Genomic DNA, 18,189 nt, shown 5'->3' on the forward strand with positions numbered 1-18,189 from the left:
TCCATCGCAGGAGCCACCAGGCCGCAGCGCGCAGGCACCACTTTAGGCAGCGCCTGCGCCTTCAACTCATCCCGATCTAGCTATGTAGTACTAGCACCTGGGCGGGGTCGCTGGCGGTGTTGTTGCGGATGACGCTGTTGTTCAACGTCAAGGCAGCGCCTCCGGCAACGGCAATTCCGGCGCCGAAGGCCGTACGCCCGTTGCGTACTGTCACGCCGGTAAGCGTGAGGTCACCGCCGCTGCTGACGAGGAGGACACGGAAATCCGGAGTGTCTGGGTCGGGGTCACGCCGAATCGTGGCCCCGTTGCCGGTAATCGTTATCTTGGTGCTGACCGCCGGCAGGCCGCTCGGGCTGCCAGGGGCGTTGTTGTCGTTGTTGAGGGTGTACGTGCACAGCGGCGAGAGGACAATGGTGTCCGCGACCCCATTTCCGTTGGCAGTGTTGATGGCATTCACCAGTCCAGCCTCGCCGCCATTTGGCCCGAAACACGGCACGAAGATGGTCGCCGCATGCGCCGTACCCTGCGCCCCTGCCACGAGACCCGCGGCCATGCCGACAGCACACCCCAGAGCTGTCAGCCGCGACCGAAATCGCTTTTTCATTCTTAGTCCCCCCGTGGACCTATTCCGCACAGCGATCCATTCCTGTGCTTGATCGCTGCGTTGTTACCCGTGCGCCGACGGGCCTCACCGGCAACAAAGGAACTCAACCAAAATAAGACCCAATCGCTACCAACCTGCTCATTTCGACTAAGCGGGGCGATGCGGTCGTAGCGCTTTGGAGGATTTCCAGGGATTAGGGGCGATTAATTCTTTTAGTGGTTAATGGTGGGTTATGTGGCTCAGGTCCGCGCGTCGAGCCCGTCACCGTCGTCCTGTGCCAGGCGTCCCGGCTGCGCTTCGGAGGGGGCGCCTTCGCGGGGGTGGTTGAACGCGGACAAATTGTGCATCATTGGGGCGCGAGCTGGGCAATCCCGGCCGCACCTGCGAGTCCAAACCGCGGGAGCTCGGGGCAACCGGGCTGAGAGGGCAACTGCCGTTGCCGACCGCATGAACCTGTCCGGACAGTGCCATCGAATGCTTGTTCGGTAATGAACGTGCAGGTCAGCTGGTTTCGGGGTCCTCAGAATGACGCCGGACAGGGCCGTACAGCTACGAAATACAGCAGTCGCCTGTACGCTGAGCTGGTAAGTCGGACGGAGGGGGAGCCCCGATGACGGCACAACCGCATGAGCCAACGCCACAGGCAGCACCGGACAAGAGCTTGCGGGCCATCCGTGGCGCGCTGGTCACGCCTCAGGATCGCGAAGGGTTCGACGAAGGGCTGCGGATCGCACTCGCGGAAGTCCGCGCCAGTCTCGACCTGACGAAGCTCAACGACTTCGTTCACACGTGGTGGCTCATCGCGTGCGACTCGGCGCAGGACCCGGCAGGGCGTCAACAGATGCACGAGCGAGTGGCGCATGCCCAAGCCCTTGCCGCTCGTGGCGAGGATCTGCCACGCGGTGGCAAGAGTTGGCGTGAGCTGCTGACCGAACGCGGGGTCGCGCTGTAGGTGTATACCCTCCTTCCACCCCGACCCCGTCGCCCAAGACCAGATCGACGCGCTCCCAGATGAAGCACTCGGCTACCTCGCCGAACTGTTCACCCTCCTGGAGACGGCGCCGTGGACGGGCCGCTCATCGAACCCGAGCAATCCCGATGCCAACATGCTGACCATGCCGTTTGGTGAACGCGGCCTCATCACGTACCTCGTCATGGAACGGACACGAGAGGTGTACGTCGTGCGGGTTCAGTGGCTCTGATCGGAGCTTGAGCACCCCAGGGTGGCCGAACGCGGGCGCATGGTGCGTCATGGGGGCCGCGAGCTGGGAAAGCCCAGCTCAATTGATCAAGTCAACGCGGGAGCCGGGTTTCCGTGCGGAGCACGGCTCAGGAAGCACGCGAAGCGCCGTATCAGCTCTTGAGTGTCTCGCGATCCTGTGGCCCGTCCAGCGCACCTCCGAGCATCCGCAGTGCCTCGCATGTGGCCTCGTCGGTGGCGTCCGTGTAGGAGGGGAAGCTCAGACGGTCATGCCTCCCATTCTCGCCGACCCGCCACACCACAACCTCCCGGGGCCGGGAAGGTCCCCGCGACGACCAGCCGTCGGGTTTCGCTCGCCGGCCCAGGCCAGTGGGGTTCCTGGCCTGGGCCATGGGTGAATCGGTCTCCCGGGTGGGCCAGCGACGACTTTCCGGGCGCTCAGGTCAGCAACCGGTGCCGGAACCGCTGTTGACGCAGTTGTCGGGGACGTTGGCCACGATCGCGGTGAACTGCCGGGTCAGCGCGCCCTCGTTCAGGACACCGCCGCCGGTGGCAGTGCCACCTCCGGTGGCCCTGGCCACGTTGACGGTGACGACGCTGTTGCGCAACGTCATCGGATCGCCGTTGAAGATGCCGCCGCCTTGGGCCTGGCCGGTGGCGCCGGAGGCGGTCGCGACGTTGCCCCTCACAACGGCCCCGTTGATCTGCGCTGTTCCGCCCGCAGCGGCGACGATCCCGGCGCCTGCAACGTCGGGAGCGTCGACCGTGTTTCCTGTGACGATGCCTCTGGTGATGTTCAGAGTGTTGCCGAAGATGGACCACACTCCACCGCCCTGTGCGGCGTCACCACCCGTGGCGGCGTTGCCGCGTACAGTGCTGTCGATCAGGGTGAGAGAACCCGCGCCGCTGGCGATGCCGGCGCCAGCGGCTATCTCGGCCACTGCGGTGTTGTCGCGGATGGTGCTGTTGCGTATCGTCACCGACCCGGTGTTATTGAAGATGCCGCCGCCGAAGGCTAGCCCTCCAGGGGTGGGGTCGTTGGCGGTGTTGTTGCGGATGACGCTGTTGTTCAGCGTCAAGGCGGCGCCTCCGTCAACGCGAATTCCGGCGCCGAAGGCCGTACGCCCGTTGCGTACTGTCACGCCGGTAAGCGTGAGGTCACCGCCGCTGCTGACGAGGAAGACACGGAAATTCGGACGGGTGCCGACTGGGTTACGCTGAATCGTGGCTCCGTTGCCGGTAATCGTTATCTCGGTGCTGACCGCCGGCAGGCCGTTCGGGCCATTGGTGTTGTTGTTGACGTTGTTGAGGGTGTACGGGCACAGCGGCGAGAGGACAATGGTGTCCGCGCCTGCATTGAGGTTGGCAGTGTTGATGGCATTCACCAGTCCAGCCCCGCCGCCATTTGGCCCGAAACACGGCACGAAGATGGTCGCCGCATGCGCCGTACCCTGCGCCCCTGCCACGAGTCCTGCGGCCATGCCGACAGCACACCCCAGAGCTGTCAGCCGCGACCGAAATCGCTTCTTCATTTCTTAGTCCCCCCGCGAACTGTTCCGCACAGCGATCCATTCCTGTGCTTGATCGCTGCGTTGTTACCCGTGCGCCGACGGGCCTCACCGGCAACAAAGGAACTCAACCAAAATAAGACCCAATCGCTACCAACCTGCTCATTTCGACTAAGCGGGGCGATGCGGCCGTCGCGCTTTGTGGGATTTCCAGGGATTAGGGGCGATTAATTCTTTTAGTGGTTAATGGTGGGTTTTGTGGCTCAGGTCCGCGCGTCGAGCCCGTCACCGTCGTCCTGAGCCGGGCGTCCCGGCCGCGCTTCGGAGGGGGCGCCTTCGCGGGGGTGGTTGAACGCGGACAAATGGTGCATCATTGGGGCGCGAGCTGGGCAGATCCCGGCCGCACCCACAAGTCCAAACCGCGGGAGCTCGGGGCAACCGGGCTGAGAGGGCAACTGCCGTTGCCGACCGCATGAACCTGTCCGGGTAATGCCGGCGTAGGGAGCGTGTGATGACGCATGTCGTCGACCCGAAGCATGCCGAAGTACCTCTGACCCTCGACGAGGCCCCGCCGAAAACATTGGGCGTCCTCGACCAGAGCGCCTTCTGGGCCAACCTCGGGGTCAGCCTTCTCGGCTTCTCCTTCGCCCTCTTCCTCATCAACCCCCTCCTCGACGACAACCCGCTGACCATGACCGCCGCGGTCACCGCGACGATCGTCGGCAGTCTCATCGGCACCGCCATGGTCGGACTGGCCGCCATCCCCGGCGCCCAGACCGGCCAGCCCGCGATGGTGCTGCTCAGAGGCCTGTTCGGGGCCAAGCTGTCCTACGTCCCGACCGTGCTCAACATCATCCAGATGCTCGGATGGGGCGCGTTCGAGCTGTGGGTCATCTCCGTGGGCGCCCAGGCGATCTTCGGTGACGCCGTGCCGTACGCCGTCTGGGTGGTCGTCGCGGGGGCGATCACCACGGGCCTGACGATCTACCCGCTCGGCGCGATCAGGCTGATCAGGCGGGTCGTCACGGTCGGTGTGATCATCTCGACCGTCTGGTTCGCGGTCACGCTGCTGCAGAGCGCTCCCACGCAGACCGGCGGCTCGTGGGACGCCTTCGCCCCCGCCGTCGACTTCGTGATCGCGCTGTCGGTCTCGTGGGTGCCGCTGGCCGCCGACTTCGCCAGGCACTCGCGCAGCAGCTCGGCCGCCTTCACCGGCGTGGTCGGCGGCTACACGGTCGCGCAGGTCGCGTGCCTGGCCATCGGCGTCTACGCGGTCGCGATCGCCGGGCACGACGCCGTGCTGGGCGACCCGACGGCGGTCTTCGGCCCGTTCGTCGCAGCCCCGCTGGGCGCGCTGTTCTTCGGCATCCTGGTGCTGCGCGAGACCGACCAGTCGTTCGCGAACGTCTACTCGGTCGCCATGTCGCTGCAGAACCTCATGCCGCGCGTCGACCGGCGGCTGTTCTCGGTGGCGATCGGCGTGCTGACGGTCGGCGTGGCGCTCCTGGTCGACGTCAACTCCTACAGCGCCTTCCTCAGCATCATCGGCGCCGTCTTCGTCCCGATGCTCGGCGTGCTCGTGGTCGACTACTTCCTGCTCGGCAGCGCCAAGACCTGGAACACCGGCGAGAACGCCCCCTCAAGATGGCTCATGACCATCCCGTGGGCGCTCGGCTTCTGCGCGTGGTGGCTGCTGGCGGCGCCGTCCACGATCCCGTGGTGGGCGGAGATCTGGGACGGCGCCCGCGCGGCGCTCGGCTTCACCCGCCAGCCGTGGATGAGCGCGGCCCTGGGCGCGTTTGTGGTCGCGGGCCTGCTCACCCTGGTCATCGGCCGGGTACGGCGGCGCTAGCGCTCGACCCGCAGCAGGCGTTCGAGCGCGGTGGGCCCGCCGGGATACCCGTCGCGATCGGCGACCCGGTGGCAGGGCACGATCACGCACACCGGGTTGCCGTTGATCGCGCTGCCGACCGCGCGGAGCGCCTGTGGCCGTCCGATGCGGGCCGCCAGGTCGCCGGTGGTGGTGCCGGTGCCGTACGGCACGGCCATCGTCATCTGCAGCAGGGCGCGCCCGAACGGCGTGGCCAGCTGCAGGTCGACGGGGACGGTGAAGGCGCGCAGGCGCCTGGAGAAGTAGGCGTCGAGCTCGCGCCGCACCGGGTCGAGGCGGCGCGGATCGGGGCCCACGAGCCCCCCGATCACCCGCGAGATCCGCTCGAAGACCGCGTGCTCGTCGTCGAAGCTGCAGGCGACGACGCCCTTGCCGGTCATCGCGAGCACCAGCCTGCCCACCGCGCCGTCGTAGGTGCCGATGGCGACATCCGGCGGTCGCTCGGGGCGGTAGGTGGGTGAGGTTACCCTCAGCAGGGCATCGAGCTCGCCAGCCGACATAGCCCGCAGCGTATCGGACGGATAAGGCCACGGAGCGTGCGCGCCACCGGCAGTATGGAAAGGTGGGTGACGAGGAGATCACCGCGGCCGTACTCTCCAGCGCCCCCAACGCGGTCGTCGTGCTCGACAGGGACCAGACCGTGCTGGTCTGGAACCCTGCGGCAGAGCGGTTGTTCGGGTGGAGCTACGAGGAGCTGGCCGGTCGGCGCGCGCCGATCGTTCCCGGCGAGCTGACCGCTGAGCACAACGCGGTGCTCGAACGGGTCCGCACGGGCGGTCAGGTCTCGCTGCGCACCAAGCGTTTTCGCAGGGACGGCACGCTCCTCGACGTCCGGATCGACACCAGCGCGCTGCTGCAGGGCAGCTCCGTCATCGGTTTCGTGCACGTCCACCACCTGGTCGAGGACGACGTCGCCGCGCGCGACCGGGTGGCGCGCAGGGCCAGGCTGGTGCGCAGGCTCACCGACGTCGTCGCCGACATCAACGCCGAGCTGGAGCTGCCCGCCGTACTCGACCGGATCGCGGAGAGTCTCACCGAGCTGACCGGAGCCGACGCGGGCGGTTTCGTGCTGATCGAGAACGAGCGGCTGCGGCTGGTCAGCGCCTACCAGCTGCCCGTGACGCTCGGCAGCGTCACCGCCGACCTGCGCAGCAGCCTGGTGGGCAAGCTGATGCGCACCGGCAAGACCGTGATGCTGGAGTCGGCGGGCCTCGACGACCTGGTGTGGGCGGAGTTACCCGGGCTGCACACGATCGCGCTCGGCCTGGCCGCCGTGGGTGGGCATCCCTACGGCGCCCTCTACGCGCTGTTCGCCAAACGAAAACCGGGGCACGTCGAGCTTGAGCTGCTGGAACTGCTGGCGGGGCACGCCGGCATCGCCGTCGGCAACGCGATGGCCTACCAGGAGGCGGTACGCCAGCGGGCGCACGAGCGCGCGGTCGTCGACGCCAGCGCCGACGGCATCGCGGTGCTCGACGGGCAGGGGCGGGTGATCCAGTGGAATCCCGCCGCCGGAGAGCTCACCGGCGTCACGGCCGACGAGGTGATCGGCGGGCCGCCGCCGTTCCCGCTGCCCGAGCCCGGCCGGAAGCTCACCTTCCAGCTCGAGACAGGTCGATGGCTCGACGTCGTCAGCGCGAAGATCGAGGAGACCGGCGAGCTGGTGATCGACTTCCGCGACATCACCGCCGCCAAGGAGCTGGAGGAGGCCAAGGACCTGTTCCTGGCCACGACCAGCCACGAGCTGCGCACGCCGATCACGATCGTGCGGGGGTTCGCCAGCACGCTCGACGCCCAATGGGACAAGCTGACCGATCCCGAGCGGCGCTCGGCCGTCCACACCATCGCCGAGCGGGCCCGGTCGCTGGGCCAGCTCATGGACCACCTGCTGCTCGGCGCCCGCGCCGGAGCCGAGGAGCTCAAGGTCCGCATCGAGACCTTCAGCCTCGCGGAGCGCGTCCATGCGGCCACGCTCGGGCTGCCCGTGCTGTCCGACACGCACCGCGTCGAGGTGATCATCCCCGAGGGGCTGCCCGACGTGCGGGGCGACGCGCTGGCCACCGACATCGTGCTCGGCCAGCTCCTGGAGAACGCCTTCAAGTACTCCCCCGACGGAGGGCTGATCAGCGTCGCGGCGTGGGTGGAGGGCGAGCACGTGGTCGTGGTCGTCGACGACGAAGGCGTCGGTATCGCCCCCGCCGACCGTGACCGAATCTTCGAGAGGTTCGTCCAGGCCGACAGCGGCGACCGGCGCAGGTTCGGCGGCGTGGGCCTCGGCCTGTACATCGTGCGCAGCCTCGCCAGGGCGCAAGGAGGCGAGGTCACGGCCCATCCACGACCCACCGGAGGCACGCGAATGAGGTTAGTTCTCACTATCGCGCCCGACACACCGGCGCGGTAACGAGCCGGTCACGGATGAGCTGATCTATCGTCCAATGTGTACAAGCTGTGATCGAGACACGGTTTCTAGCCCCGGGTAACGGGGCATTTCGGTCGTACCGGGGGCGTTCCTCTGGGGGGATCTGGGAGCGGGGAGGTGGGTGTGTCGAGCGTCGTGATGTTGCCGTACGCACTGTCCAGCGTCGCCGTCGCACGCCAGCGTCTCTGCACTGACCTGCAGGAGTGGGGGGTCTACACCGCCGCGATCGATGACGCGGTCCTGGTGGTGAGCGAGCTGCTGAGCAACGCGCTACGGCACGCGCGTCCCCTGACCTCCGGCATGGTCAAGGTGGCGTGGCTGTGGAGCGACGACCATGTCGAGGTGGCGGTGAGTGACGGAGGCGCGGCCACTGAGCCGCGCGCGGGCCGTCCGACCCTGTCGTCGCTCGGCGGGCGCGGGCTCGGGATCGTGGAGTACGTCGCGGAGAGCTGGGGCGTGCGGCACGACGGGGACACGACCACGGTGTGGGCCGTGCTCCCCGCCCCGCACATCGTCAACGGTCAGGTCGCGGCGTTCAAGGAGGCCGGGTAGAGCAGTCGCCGCTCGGCCGCCGTCCAGGCCGACGAGACGAGCAGGTAGACGCCCGTGGCCAGCGGGAAGAAGACGGCGGCGACCACCGTGCCGAACGGCAGCAGCTTCAGAATCCTGAACTGCCCCGCCTCCATCCTGCGCGAGGTGTACCAAGCGATCAGCGCGATCGCCACGATGATGCCCACGAAGGCCAGCGCGGGAGCGCTGATGAGGCCGTACTGCGCGACCACCGCCGCCAGGTGCTGGCCGAGCACGTCGGTGCCGATCAGCGGGTGGGTGGCGACCTGGTACATCAGCCACAGGAACGGCAGCTGCGCGAGGCCGGGCCCGAAGCCCGCGAACATCGACGTGCCCTCCTTCGCGTAGAGCGCGTTGACCTCCTTGCTGAGCCGCTCGGGGTTACGGGCATGCCGCTCCTGCAGCTTCTTCAGCTCGGGGGCCAGTCGCAGCCGCACCTTGGCGGCTTTGGCCTGACGGATGCTGAGCGGAAGCAGCAGCAGCCGTACGGCCAGCGTGAACAGGACGATCACCAGCGCGGTGTTACCGCCGAACCCGGTGATGAACATGACAAAAGAATCGATCATCACAACTCCTCGGAGAAAAGTGGTCTCTTTCGGTTACGAGGAGTGCGATGACGGAGCTCTCGGGCGCGGTCTTCCCGCCGCGTCGGGGTCGCGCTGGCGCAGGAACGCCGTCCGCCTGGCGTAGGCCATGGGGAAGGCCGGCGCGCCGGCCCGCAGGGCCAGGTGCACGCTTCCGGCCAAGGCCGCCAGGAGGAGCAGGATCAAGCCGGTGATCAGAACGAGACCGGCTGGATCCATCAGCGCGAGCTGGAACACCTACCTATCGGGCCGTCCTGCCCACCAGGGCGACGACGACGAAGACCACGACGGCGATCACACCGATGATCAGCGCGAGCTTCAGCAGGCCCATGACCATGGGCAGGATGAAGGCAAACAGAACCCACAGCGCCAGCAGCACGCCGGCGACGAGCATGACCATTCGACCCATATGCCTACCGTACGACGTAGGCGATGTCTCCGCGCGGAAATTGGCCGTACCGTGACGGTGTGAGCACTCGCATCCTCGTGGTCGACGACGACCCGACCGTCGCCGAGGTCGTGGCGCGCTACCTCGAACGCGACGGCCACCACGTCGAATGCGTGGGCGACGGCGCGGAGGCGCTGCGGCGCGCGCTGGCCGACCCGCCCGACCTGATGGTGCTCGACCTCATGCTGCCCAAGGTCGACGGCCTGCACGTGTGCAGGAAGCTCAGGGAGCGCTGGCCGGTCCCCGTGATCATGCTGACCGCGCTCGGCGAGGAGATCGACCGCGTGGTCGGCCTGGAGACCGGCGCCGACGACTACGTGACCAAGCCGTTCAGCCCGCGCGAGCTGGCGCTGCGGGTGCAGTCGGTGCTGCGCAGGGCCCGCGGCGCCGCCGCCGTCACCGGCGGCACGGGCGTGCTGCGCGACGGCGACCTGGTGGTGGACGTGGGGGCTCATGAGGTACGGCGGGACGGCGAGCTGGTCATGCTCACCTCGCGGGAGTTCGACCTGCTGGCCTACCTGATGCGCAACCCCCGCCAGGCCTTCAGCAGGGCGGCGCTGCTCGACCAGGTGTGGGGGTGGTCGTTCGGCGACTCCTCGACGGTGACCGTCCACGTGAGGAGACTGCGGGAGAAGGTCGAACCCGATCCGACCGCCCCGCGAAGGATCGTCACCGTCTGGGGCGTCGGCTACAGATACGAGCCCCTGTCATGACTTTTCTGGAGATCGTGGCAGTCACGGCCGGGCTCGGCCTGCTCGTGGCGGGCGCCGGTCTCGCGGTGATGTGGCGGCTGCGCACCCGATCCATCGGCGTCATGCTGGCGGTCGTCGCCGTGGTCGCGGTCCTGGCCACCGTCGCGGGCGTCACCGCGATCACGCTCAGGATGCTCATCGACGTGCCCGCCAGAGACCTCGTGCTGAGCGTCGTGGCCGTCGGCGGGCTGGTGGGCCTCGGCGTGGCGTTCGTCCTCGCCCGGCAGGTGGTGGCGGCCAGCCGTCGGCTGGCCGCCGCGGTGCGGGAGCCGTCCTTCGTCGCGCCCGCCGGTCTGCCCGCCGAACTGCGCGACATCGCCCAGGCGCTGGAGGAGTCGTACGCCAGGGAGCGGGCGCTCGAAGGGGCCCGCAGGGAGCTGGTCGCGTGGGTCAGCCACGATCTCCGCACACCGCTGGCCGGCATGCGGGCCATGGCCGAGGCACTGGAGGACGGCGTCGGCGACACGCGCAGGTACCCCACCCAGATCAGGGTGGAGGTCGAGCGGCTCTCGGCGATGGTGAACGACCTGTTCGAGCTGTCACGCATCCACGCGGGGGCACTCCGGCTGAACCCCACCAGGTTCGGGCTCGGCGACCTGGTGGCGGACACGATGGCCGGGGTGGAGGCGCTCGCGATCGCCAAAGGGGTGAAGGTGCGGGCGAACTGCGAGATCGTCCCGGTGACCGCCGACGCGGGCGCGATGGGACGGGCACTGCGCAACCTGGTCGTGAACGCGGTCAGGCACACGCCGCCCGGGGGCGAGGTGGTGATCCGCGCCGCCGTACAGGATGGTGAGGCCTCGCTCTCCGTCACGGACGCCTGCGGCGGGATCCCGGAGGAGGATCTGAAGCGGGTCTTCGAGGTGGCGTTCATGGGGGAGAAGGCGCGCACCCCGACCAGGGAAGGCGGCGCGGGCCTCGGACTGGCGATCACCCAAGGGCTGGTCAGCGCCCATGACGGCCGCATCAGCGTGGCCAACGAAGGGGCGGGCTGCCGCTTCGACATCCGCCTTCCTCTTTAGGTGGTGTGTGTCCGGAATCGGGCCGCCCGTTCGTCACCAGGGTGAGGTCACGACACCGAGGAGCGAAGATGAAGTACATGATGTTCGTGTGCACCGACACCGAGCCCGACACCGACCAGAGCGCCGGGCCCGACATCGACGTGTGGGTGGCGGAGAACGACGCGCGTGGCCGTCGCCTGGAGGGCAGCGTCCTGGCGCCGACCTCCGCGGCCACGACGGTCCGGGTGCGCGACGGGCAACTGCTGGTCTCCGACGGTCCGTTCACGGAGACCAAGGAGGTGATCGTGGGCTACGACCTGCTGGAGTGCGCCGACCTGGACGAGGCGATCGAGGTGGCACGCGCCCACCCGATGGCCCGGTCGGGACGGCTGGAGCTACGCCCGCTGGTCGACCTGTGAGTGATGCCTTTGCACGCGCTGGCCTGCTGGTCTGCTGGACGGCTTGACGGCGTGAGCGACGTACCTTCGTCCGCTGGTCGGCCTGGATGGTTGACCGCGTGACCGATGTGCCTGCGGCTGCGGCCACGGCGGCCGATGCCGTCGCGGCCGCGAGCGCGGATGCGTACGCGCGGATCGTCGCCACGCTCATCCGCGTCACCGGCGACTGGACGCTGGCCGAAGACTGCGCCCAGGAGGCGCTGGCGCTCGCCCTGCAACGGTGGCCCCAGGAGGGCGTGCCGGACAACCCGGGCGGCTGGCTGATGACGGTGGCCCGCAACCGCGCGATCGACGTGCTGCGCCGCGCGTCCGTCGAACGCCGCAAGCTGGCCGAGCTGGCGGTGCTCACCCTCGCCGAACCCGACCCTGCCCCCGGCGTTCCGGCGGAGGAGGTCGTGGACGACCGGCTGCGGCTCATCTTCACCTGCTGCCATCCCGCACTCGCCCTGGAGTCGCGCGTCGCACTGACGCTCCGGACGATCTGCGGAGTGCCCACCGCCGACATCGCGCGGGCCTTCCTGGTCAGCGAGTCGGCCATGACCCGGCGCCTGACCCGGGCCAAAACGAAGATCTCCGACGCCGGCATCCCGTACCGCGTGCCCACAGGACCGGCGCTCACCGAGCGGCTGCCCGGCGTCCTGGCGGTGCTGTACCTGCTGTTCACCCACGGCTACAACGCCGACGCTCGGCCCGCGTTCGCCGATGAGGCGATCCGCCTGGCCCGGCTCCTCCGGCAGCTCATGCCCGGTGAGAGCGAGGTGTCGGCGCTGCTGGCGTTGTTCCTGTTCCAGCACTCCCGGCGGGAGGCCCGCCGCGACCGCCACGGCAACCTGCTCACCCTGGACAAACAGGACCGGAGCCGATGGGACCACGCCGCGATCGCCGAAGCCCTGCGGATCCTGACCGGGACCTCCCCGGACGCCCCCTGCGCGCTGCAGGCCAGGATCGCCGCCTGCCACGCCACCGCAGCCTCCCCCGACTGGCCGGCGATCGCCACGTGGTACGACCGGCTCGCCCAGGTCCAGCCGTCGCCGGTGATCGAGCTGAACCGCGCCGTGGCGCACGGCTACGCCCACGGGTCGACGGCCGGGCTGGACCTGCTCGCCAGGGCCAGGGCCGGGGGCGCGTTGGACGACTACCCGCTCGCCGTCGCCGTGGAGGCCGACCTCACCGCCCGACTCGGCGACAGGGAACGAGCCGCCGCCCTGTTCCGCCAGGCCGCCACCGTCGCCCACTCCGAACCCGAGCGCCACGCCCTGCTCGACCGCGCCAACGAGCTGCTGGTCGGGGACGAGCGACTTCGCCCCTGACCACGCTTCCTGTCCGGACGACCTCACCCAGGTGGGATCAGCGACTTGAACAGGTGCACGTCCTCATGCCCTCCGGGGATGCCCAGCGTCCGGCCGGACTCGACATAGCCATGGCGCTGGTAGAAGGCAGGAGCCTGGAAGGTGAAAGATGACACCACGACCCGATCACAGCCGCGTCGCCTCGCCTCCGCTTCGGCCGCCTGCAGGATCTGGCTGCCCCATCCGTCCCTGCGGCTGTCTTCGCGAACCCACAGCATCTCGATGCCGCACAGACCGCCCCAGGTCCACGCCGCCAGCCCGCCGACCAGCTCACCGCCGTCATCAGTGACCTTGACCGAGAGCGTGCCCTGCTCAGCCACGCCTGTGGCGGCGGCGTTGAAGGCGGTCAGTCCCTCGTCCAGCTGTCTGTTCAGCTCGGGGTCGCGTTCGCCTGTGGTCAGCGTGAAGCCGGAGCGGTGATCTCTCGTCACGTCGGCGGAGTATGCCAGCTCGTTCAGATCGGCGACACGTGATTGTTCCCGGCCCGATCGAGCGGACCGGTCGTTCCCGGGCGGTGTCGCCGCCCAAGCGCACACCCAAGGAGTGGGGCGTCGTGATCAGCCGTACCTGGAATCCGGCATCGCGCCGCGGCCCGCGCATGCCGTAGGCGATCGGGCACGACGCCGGGACGCTGGACAGCACCGGATTCCTGTCCGTGGGATAGCGTGGCCCGCCATGGCCGACTTCATCTCCCTCCCCTTCTACGACCTCCTCCATGAAGACGGCCACGGGCCGGCGGTCCGTGAGAAACTTCCCTCGCTTCTCGCCGGGGTACGGCGGAGCATCCTGGAGATCGGTGCAGGAACCGGCCTGATCACCACATCCCTGGCCGAATGGACACCGGCCGAGATCTTCGCGCTGGAGCCCTCGACCGGTATGCGAGGGGTGTTGGTGTCCCGGCTGAGCGGGCGCCCGGAGCTACTGAAGCGAGTGACCGTGCTTCCCTGTGACGCGCTGAGCGTTGATCTGGATGCGCCGGTCGAGGCCATGGTGATGATCAACGTGATGTACGCCCTGGAGCCGGACTACCGCAAGCGGCTCTGGCCGGTGCTGGCCGGGCAGCTCGAACCTGGCGGCCTCCTGATCTTCACCTGGCGCGATGGCGGTGCGCCGGCGCCGCATCCTCTCCAGGAGTCCGGCTCGCGTCAGGTAGGCCGTCATACCTACACGGTCCTGTCGGAGATTCTCGAATCGAGCGAGGAGGCGTGCGAGGCCCGCTACCTCTACCGGATCACCCAAGGCGACAAGGTGGTCAGCGAGGAGGAGATCGTCGGCCACGCCTACCGTCCTGTGCGGAAGACGATCGAAGAGGAACTCCTCGGGGCGGGTTTCGTCCAGGCTGTCGCCCCTGAGGGATTCCTCGCCTGGCGACTCGCCTGAGGCTCCTCAATCGAGCTGAGGTGGTTGGCCGAAAGGATCCCATTCGATGGTGACGAGCCCGCCGTATTGCTTGGCCAGCCTGCGGCGCAGGTCCTGGTCGAAGGCATTGGTCTGCAGGACGATCCGGTTGAGCTCCGGTTTGATTCCCATGGCGAATACTTCAGGTTCGTCGATCGGCCCGCGTTCCTTTTCCATCAACGCGGTCAGTTCGGCCTGGCTGTTCTCCACGGGCCGGACCTGGGGCACGATCGTGTACGGTTTCCCGTCCGACCGGTTCACTCCTGAGATCGGCGGGGTGGCCAGCTCGCGCCCTCGGGCGGTGACATAGGGCACGACGAGCCGGTACGGCTCGTGCAGGATGTACGGCGGCGCAAGATCATGCGGATGGTCCTTGGCCCGTTGCTGAGCGACTTCCTCAGCACGATGAAAGGGTCCGATGCCCTCGTATGACCGGAGCATCACGGGCGACACGGGTTGGTAGTAGACCTCGACCGCGTCATCCGTCGCGGGCTGCACGATGACCCGCCACTCCCCGGGCAGGAACTCGGGCGCCGCCGTGACGACGTAGACAGCGAACAGCGCGAAGATCGTCTTCAGTCGCATGCGCGACGAGTGTAAGGGATCAGTCGCAACATGATCGACCTACTTCGGTCACCCAGCCATGCCAGTCGAACGGTTCCCCGACCACCGTGACCGAAAGGGCGCAAGCGAGGCAGAGGTTCGGAAGTTGGAGCGGCTGCACAAATCAGGCGACATCAACAAGCCGGGCCGCGTCCCCACGTCGAAGACGTGTGGGCCGTCTTCGCTTGCGTACCATGGCGTCCTAGATACATGCTCATGGTCGTGAGCCGCCTTCCCGACTCCTTGCCCGAGTTCTTTGACTGCGGCTGCCCGGACGTCTACTACTGCCCGCGAGTTGCTGAGATCGAGTGCCCTCGGCACAGCGGCTTCGATATCTGCTGCGACGCACTTGATCAGCACATCCCCATCCGTATGTGATCACTAGATTGGAGTCACACCAGGGCGACCACCCCCGAGCGATGCATACACGTCGCCACTCTGCGGATGTAGGACGGGACGCGAGTGAGCTCCTGGACTCGGCCCATGGGGATAATGCCAAGCAGAAAGGCCCTCACCCGATTTCGAGTGAGGGTCTTCGATCTGCGGAGGATCGGGGATTTGAACCCGGATGGTGTTGCCACCAAACCGCAGTAGCAGTTCGGAGCCTGAGCGTTCCAGGACGTTCAACGTGGACCAATGCAACATGGTGAACCGCCTGGAACCGGCTGATACGGGGCGGAACTGCAACCCAAACTGGAACCCGTGATGATCTTCGCCCCGCCTCCTGATCATCCCTGGTCTGCTCGGCTCGTCCCGGGGCGATGACCGGCGGGGTGATCAGGCTTCCACCTCAACTACCGGAGCCAGACGAGTGGGCACGGCATCATCCCGGAGCCGGAGCCGGAGCCGGAGCCGGAGCCCCCCGCCGGAGGCGTCCGCGGCCAGAGTCCGGCGGCCGAACAGCAGCGCGTAGGCGGGCAACAAATCGGGGGACCATCGACCCCACGCTACGGGGAACCCTCAGCATCTCCAGCCGGCTGAGTCTGCTCGGTCATTTGAGGCTTGGTGTCAGGCGCAGGCTGGCGATCGCTCGCTTGTCCAGCGTTGCCGAGAGGCCGGAGTTGTTGGGGGTCGGGTCTGCCTGGGTGTCTTATTTCGATTTCGGCGAGGTCAATGACTAGACCAGTGGCACCGAGTGAGGATCGTCGTAGGGCATCCAGTGCATCAGGAACGTCGTCCGTGTACAGCAGAACGGTGAGCGATTCAGTAGCACGGGAGCAACAGACGTAAAGTAGCCGGCGTGTCCTCTCCAGGACGCTGTCGCGACCTTCTTGGCGCGCGGTTTCGTCGGCTTTAGAGAGTTTTCGCAGACCGAACAGCTTGTCGTAGGAGAAGTGAGCGTGGGTGCCTTCCGCGTCGTCCAGGACGACCAGGACATTGGGAAACTCAGCACCTTTCACCCCTTGCTGTGTGGAGTACGGCGACTCGCGGCCCACGTAGTTGAAGTAACCGTGCAACTCGTGGATGTCGCAAGTCATGAAGGCACCAAGCACCTGCCTGTCGCCGTCGGCGACAGGGGATATGTCACTGTCGCCGCTGGTGGCCAGATGATCAATCCATCGCTCGTCCAGTTCGACGAGGCCGTAGCTGGAGACGATCCGCAGGGCTTCCCCGACTGAGTCCGGGCCCCCGTTTGCTACGACGCCTGCAAGTTCGGTGAGGCCATGCTTGAGCGAGCTGAGGACGGTGGTGAGATCGTCGCTGGCATGGATGTTCTGGATACGGGGGGAGTGGATGCGGAGCAGTGTCATGGCGTCGGAGGAGCTCGCCGAGGTGGCTGCCATGGCAAGGATTGCCGTGCGGAACGGCGTTAGCGGCCAGGCCGTGCCCTCGTCGAAAGCTTGACTCAGGCTGGCTGAGGCACCGTCATGGAAGCAGGCATAGAGAGTCTCGAAACCGAGTCGCCGGGCAGCCATACGGTGAGTGATCACGAGCACCTTAAGCGCCGACTGAGCGTCATCGTTCAGCCAGGCGTCAGAGCAGTGTCGGTCGGCCAGCCAACGCCGAACCCTGTGCAGGGTTATCAGGCTGTCCTGGGTACGGGGGGCGACGATGACGGTGACATCGCCCTCGCGCTGCTTCTCGATGGGCAGTCCCGATTTCTGCACCAGGTTGTCACCACCTGAGCGAATCGCGTTGATCGCCGTCAGAATCTGCAAGGGCGAGCGAAAGTTCTCAGGCTTTTTGATGTCCTTCCAGCCTGCATCGAGGCCGATCGAACCGACGCCCGTTGCGTAGATCCGCTGCATGGGATCACCGAAGAACCCAAGGCAAAGCTTGCCCTTGTGTTGGAGTGCGAGTCCCCTGAGGGCGTCCACAACGGCAGGGAAGGTGTCCTGGCTCTCATCGACGAAGATGTAGGGGTACTCGGCGACGGTCAACTGGGCCAAGAGGGGGCGGCGTACCAACATCGCAGTCGCCAGCTTTATGACATCATCGTGCCCGACTATTCCCTTGCCATAGTTGCTGCCTGTACCGTATGTGAAGCGACGGATAGATACGACCTCTTTGGCCTGCCGCTCGTAACGCTCGATGCGTTTTCTCGTCTCCTGGCGTCGCTTGGCGCCGACGCGGTTGCTGAAGCCCTGCTCGGCCTCAATTTCCTCTTCCAGTCTTTCTTGGATCCGTTCAGTGACCCACAAACCTATGTCGTGCTGGAACGGATTGATCAGAGTCCAGAGGAAAGTGTGGATGGTCGAGACGTGAAAGATAGAGCCTTGCTTTACGTCGGAGCGGATCTCTTCGGCCGCGATGTCGGTATAGGTGATGCAGGCGATCTTCTGCGATCTGGCACGTAGGGTCTTGCCGTGCGAGGTGGCGACGTGAGCCAGGGCCTTGACCAGGGTGGTGGTCTTACCGGAGCCTGCGCCAGCGATAACTCGGAAGCACTGAAGCGGCCTCTGGTCGAGCAACGCACGCAGTTCCCGGTCGGCAGAGGTGTCCGGCGAGGCGATCCGGGAGGTCATGCGTCAGTGCCCGCCCTAAGGTTGGGGACCGCCTCGATCACTTCGGCACCCAACTGCGACGACAGCCACCGGAGCCCTTCAGCAATGTAGGTCGGCGCCACCCAGGCATCCATATCGGCGGTCATCAGATTCAAAGCGAATCGGGTCTTGTCGAAGCTGCGTACTCGGCGGAAAATCCGCTCCTGCATTTCGCTGATTTCGGGTGATGCCTCGCGACGCTTGACCACACGCAGTCCGAGATCCGCCTGGTTGTCCTCCTGTGTCCACTGGAGATTCTGGAGAGCAAAGGACTCCTCCAGAGTGCGGCCAGTAGTGCTCTCGATCTCGCCCTGCCACTCCGTACTAGTACGGCAGCCGCCATTCGTTAGTTGAGCTGGGCGTATGCGGTAGTGAGGCGGGCGCGCCGGTGGAACCAGCGGGCTCGGGCTTGGTGTCGC

General features: G+C 67.1%; 18 protein-coding genes, 1 pseudogene and 1 riboswitch. Of the genes and pseudogenes, 9 read left to right on the forward strand and 10 right to left on the reverse strand.

Features of this window, described 5'->3' with window-relative positions:
* Window positions 1–76 precede the first annotated feature (76 nt).
* The gene (locus ACFXJ8_RS42815) at window positions 77–553 is read right to left on the reverse strand and encodes a hypothetical protein (RefSeq protein WP_379651139.1); all 477 of its coding nucleotides are present in this window, start codon (window positions 551–553) and stop codon (window positions 77–79) included.
* Window positions 554–1,214: 661 nt separating this feature from the next.
* Between ACFXJ8_RS42815 and ACFXJ8_RS42820 the strand changes: the two genes are divergently transcribed.
* Window positions 1,215–1,556 carry a DUF6247 family protein gene (locus ACFXJ8_RS42820; protein WP_379651141.1) on the forward strand — a complete coding sequence of 114 codons (342 nt, stop codon included), beginning with the start codon at window positions 1,215–1,217 and terminating at the stop codon, window positions 1,554–1,556.
* A gap of 692 nt (window positions 1,557–2,248) precedes the next feature.
* Here ACFXJ8_RS42820 and ACFXJ8_RS42825 read toward each other — a convergent pair.
* Window positions 2,249–3,286, reverse strand: coding sequence for a right-handed parallel beta-helix repeat-containing protein (locus tag ACFXJ8_RS42825; protein ID WP_379651143.1), 1,038 nt, complete (start codon window positions 3,284–3,286; stop codon window positions 2,249–2,251).
* Between the two features lie 438 nt (window positions 3,287–3,724).
* A riboswitch (TPP riboswitch) is annotated at window positions 3,725–3,835 on the forward strand.
* Between ACFXJ8_RS42825 and ACFXJ8_RS42830 the strand changes: the two genes are divergently transcribed.
* Window positions 3,825–5,165: a purine-cytosine permease family protein gene (locus ACFXJ8_RS42830; RefSeq protein ID WP_379651145.1), complete on the forward strand. Its 1,341-nt coding sequence runs from the start codon at window positions 3,825–3,827 to the stop codon at window positions 5,163–5,165. (Overlaps the previous riboswitch by 11 nt.)
* On the opposite strand, the gene ACFXJ8_RS42835 is transcribed toward ACFXJ8_RS42830, so the two are convergent.
* Window positions 5,162–5,704 carry a methylated-DNA--[protein]-cysteine S-methyltransferase gene (locus ACFXJ8_RS42835; RefSeq protein ID WP_379651147.1) on the reverse strand — a complete coding sequence of 181 codons (543 nt, stop codon included), beginning with the start codon at window positions 5,702–5,704 and terminating at the stop codon, window positions 5,162–5,164. The genes ACFXJ8_RS42830 and ACFXJ8_RS42835 overlap by 4 nt on opposite strands.
* 62 nt (window positions 5,705–5,766) lie before the next feature.
* On the opposite strand from ACFXJ8_RS42835, the gene ACFXJ8_RS42840 reads away from it, so the two are divergent.
* Together ACFXJ8_RS42840 and ACFXJ8_RS42845 are read left to right on the forward strand one after the other, a co-directional pair.
* Entirely contained in the window at window positions 5,767–7,605 is a 1,839-nt protein-coding gene (locus ACFXJ8_RS42840) for a PAS domain S-box protein (RefSeq protein ID WP_379651149.1), read from the forward strand.
* Window positions 7,606–7,746: 141 nt separating this feature from the next.
* Window positions 7,747–8,175: an ATP-binding protein gene (locus ACFXJ8_RS42845; RefSeq protein WP_379651151.1), complete on the forward strand. Its 429-nt coding sequence runs from the start codon at window positions 7,747–7,749 to the stop codon at window positions 8,173–8,175.
* On the opposite strand, the gene ACFXJ8_RS42850 is transcribed toward ACFXJ8_RS42845, so the two are convergent.
* From ACFXJ8_RS42850 to ACFXJ8_RS42860, 3 genes are read right to left on the reverse strand one after another with little or no spacing between them, the layout of a single operon-like run.
* The gene (locus ACFXJ8_RS42850) at window positions 8,145–8,759 is read right to left on the reverse strand and encodes a YidC/Oxa1 family membrane protein insertase (RefSeq protein WP_379651153.1); all 615 of its coding nucleotides are present in this window, start codon (window positions 8,757–8,759) and stop codon (window positions 8,145–8,147) included. The two genes, ACFXJ8_RS42845 and ACFXJ8_RS42850, sit on opposite strands and share 31 nt — an antisense overlap.
* A gap of 33 nt (window positions 8,760–8,792) precedes the next feature.
* Window positions 8,793–8,963, reverse strand: a complete 171-nt coding sequence (locus ACFXJ8_RS42855) for a DUF6412 domain-containing protein (protein ID WP_379651154.1) — start codon at window positions 8,961–8,963, stop codon at window positions 8,793–8,795.
* Between the two features lie 55 nt (window positions 8,964–9,018).
* Window positions 9,019–9,186 (reverse strand): hypothetical protein, encoded by a 168-nt coding sequence (locus tag ACFXJ8_RS42860; RefSeq protein ID WP_379651156.1) that lies wholly within the window; start codon window positions 9,184–9,186, stop codon window positions 9,019–9,021.
* A gap of 59 nt (window positions 9,187–9,245) precedes the next feature.
* On the opposite strand from ACFXJ8_RS42860, the gene ACFXJ8_RS42865 reads away from it, so the two are divergent.
* From ACFXJ8_RS42865 to ACFXJ8_RS42880, 4 genes are all read left to right on the forward strand, one after another.
* Window positions 9,246–9,938, forward strand: a complete 693-nt coding sequence (locus tag ACFXJ8_RS42865) for a response regulator transcription factor (protein ID WP_379651158.1) — start codon at window positions 9,246–9,248, stop codon at window positions 9,936–9,938.
* Complete coding sequence (locus tag ACFXJ8_RS42870; protein ID WP_379651159.1) at window positions 9,935–10,999, forward strand: sensor histidine kinase; 1,065 nt, start codon at window positions 9,935–9,937, stop codon at window positions 10,997–10,999. Before ACFXJ8_RS42865 ends, ACFXJ8_RS42870 begins: the two co-directional genes overlap by 4 nt.
* Window positions 11,000–11,067: 68 nt before the next feature.
* Complete coding sequence (locus tag ACFXJ8_RS42875) at window positions 11,068–11,397, forward strand: YciI family protein (protein WP_379651161.1); 330 nt, start codon at window positions 11,068–11,070, stop codon at window positions 11,395–11,397.
* A 98-nt stretch (window positions 11,398–11,495) separates the two neighbouring features.
* Window positions 11,496–12,746 carry an RNA polymerase sigma factor gene (locus ACFXJ8_RS42880; RefSeq protein ID WP_379651163.1) on the forward strand — a complete coding sequence of 417 codons (1,251 nt, stop codon included), beginning with the start codon at window positions 11,496–11,498 and terminating at the stop codon, window positions 12,744–12,746.
* 23 nt (window positions 12,747–12,769) lie between these two features.
* Here the strand turns inward: ACFXJ8_RS42880 and ACFXJ8_RS42885 are convergent, their stop codons facing one another.
* Window positions 12,770–13,216 carry a GNAT family N-acetyltransferase gene (locus ACFXJ8_RS42885; RefSeq protein WP_379651165.1) on the reverse strand — a complete coding sequence of 149 codons (447 nt, stop codon included), beginning with the start codon at window positions 13,214–13,216 and terminating at the stop codon, window positions 12,770–12,772.
* A 244-nt stretch (window positions 13,217–13,460) separates the two neighbouring features.
* Between ACFXJ8_RS42885 and ACFXJ8_RS42890 the strand changes: the two genes are divergently transcribed.
* Complete coding sequence (locus tag ACFXJ8_RS42890; protein WP_379651167.1) at window positions 13,461–14,165, forward strand: class I SAM-dependent methyltransferase; 705 nt, start codon at window positions 13,461–13,463, stop codon at window positions 14,163–14,165.
* Between the two features lie 6 nt (window positions 14,166–14,171).
* Here ACFXJ8_RS42890 and ACFXJ8_RS42895 read toward each other — a convergent pair whose 3' ends face one another.
* From ACFXJ8_RS42895 to ACFXJ8_RS42905, 3 genes and pseudogenes are all read right to left on the reverse strand, one after another.
* A complete protein-coding gene (locus tag ACFXJ8_RS42895; protein WP_379651169.1) occupies window positions 14,172–14,768 on the reverse strand; it encodes a hypothetical protein in 597 nt (198 codons plus the stop codon).
* Window positions 14,769–15,733: 965 nt separating this feature from the next.
* Window positions 15,734–17,752: a UvrD-helicase domain-containing protein gene (locus ACFXJ8_RS42900; protein ID WP_379651171.1), complete on the reverse strand. Its 2,019-nt coding sequence runs from the start codon at window positions 17,750–17,752 to the stop codon at window positions 15,734–15,736.
* Window positions 17,749–18,189 (reverse strand): annotated as a pseudogene (locus tag ACFXJ8_RS42905) (hypothetical protein); the annotation flags it as partial. The gene ACFXJ8_RS42900 and the pseudogene ACFXJ8_RS42905, both read right to left, overlap by 4 nt.

It is taken from the genome of Nonomuraea sp. NPDC059194 (genome assembly GCF_042754765.1).
Classification (GTDB): Bacteria; Actinomycetota; Actinomycetes; order Streptosporangiales; family Streptosporangiaceae; genus Nonomuraea.

What these genes read in the sequence shown, in the direction of transcription:
- ACFXJ8_RS42900 (WP_379651171.1), bottom strand. Translation starts at nt 17,752, where the DNA reads ATGACCTCCCGGATCGCCTCGCCGGACACCTCTGCCGACCGGGAACTG.
- ACFXJ8_RS42860 (WP_379651156.1), bottom strand. Translation starts at nt 9,186, where the DNA reads ATGGGTCGAATGGTCATGCTCGTCGCCGGCGTGCTGCTGGCGCTGTGG.
- ACFXJ8_RS42870 (WP_379651159.1), top strand. Translation starts at nt 9,935, where the DNA reads ATGACTTTTCTGGAGATCGTGGCAGTCACGGCCGGGCTCGGCCTGCTC.
- ACFXJ8_RS42890 (WP_379651167.1), top strand. Translation starts at nt 13,461, where the DNA reads ATGGCCGACTTCATCTCCCTCCCCTTCTACGACCTCCTCCATGAAGAC.
- ACFXJ8_RS42830 (WP_379651145.1), top strand. Translation starts at nt 3,825, where the DNA reads ATGACGCATGTCGTCGACCCGAAGCATGCCGAAGTACCTCTGACCCTC.
- ACFXJ8_RS42835 (WP_379651147.1), bottom strand. Translation starts at nt 5,704, where the DNA reads ATGTCGGCTGGCGAGCTCGATGCCCTGCTGAGGGTAACCTCACCCACC.
- ACFXJ8_RS42850 (WP_379651153.1), bottom strand. Translation starts at nt 8,759, where the DNA reads ATGATCGATTCTTTTGTCATGTTCATCACCGGGTTCGGCGGTAACACC.
- ACFXJ8_RS42895 (WP_379651169.1), bottom strand. Translation starts at nt 14,768, where the DNA reads ATGCGACTGAAGACGATCTTCGCGCTGTTCGCTGTCTACGTCGTCACG.
- ACFXJ8_RS42815 (WP_379651139.1), bottom strand. Translation starts at nt 553, where the DNA reads ATGGCCGCGGGTCTCGTGGCAGGGGCGCAGGGTACGGCGCATGCGGCG.
- ACFXJ8_RS42820 (WP_379651141.1), top strand. Translation starts at nt 1,215, where the DNA reads ATGACGGCACAACCGCATGAGCCAACGCCACAGGCAGCACCGGACAAG.
- ACFXJ8_RS42875 (WP_379651161.1), top strand. Translation starts at nt 11,068, where the DNA reads ATGAAGTACATGATGTTCGTGTGCACCGACACCGAGCCCGACACCGAC.
- ACFXJ8_RS42825 (WP_379651143.1), bottom strand. Translation starts at nt 3,286, where the DNA reads ATGGCCGCAGGACTCGTGGCAGGGGCGCAGGGTACGGCGCATGCGGCG.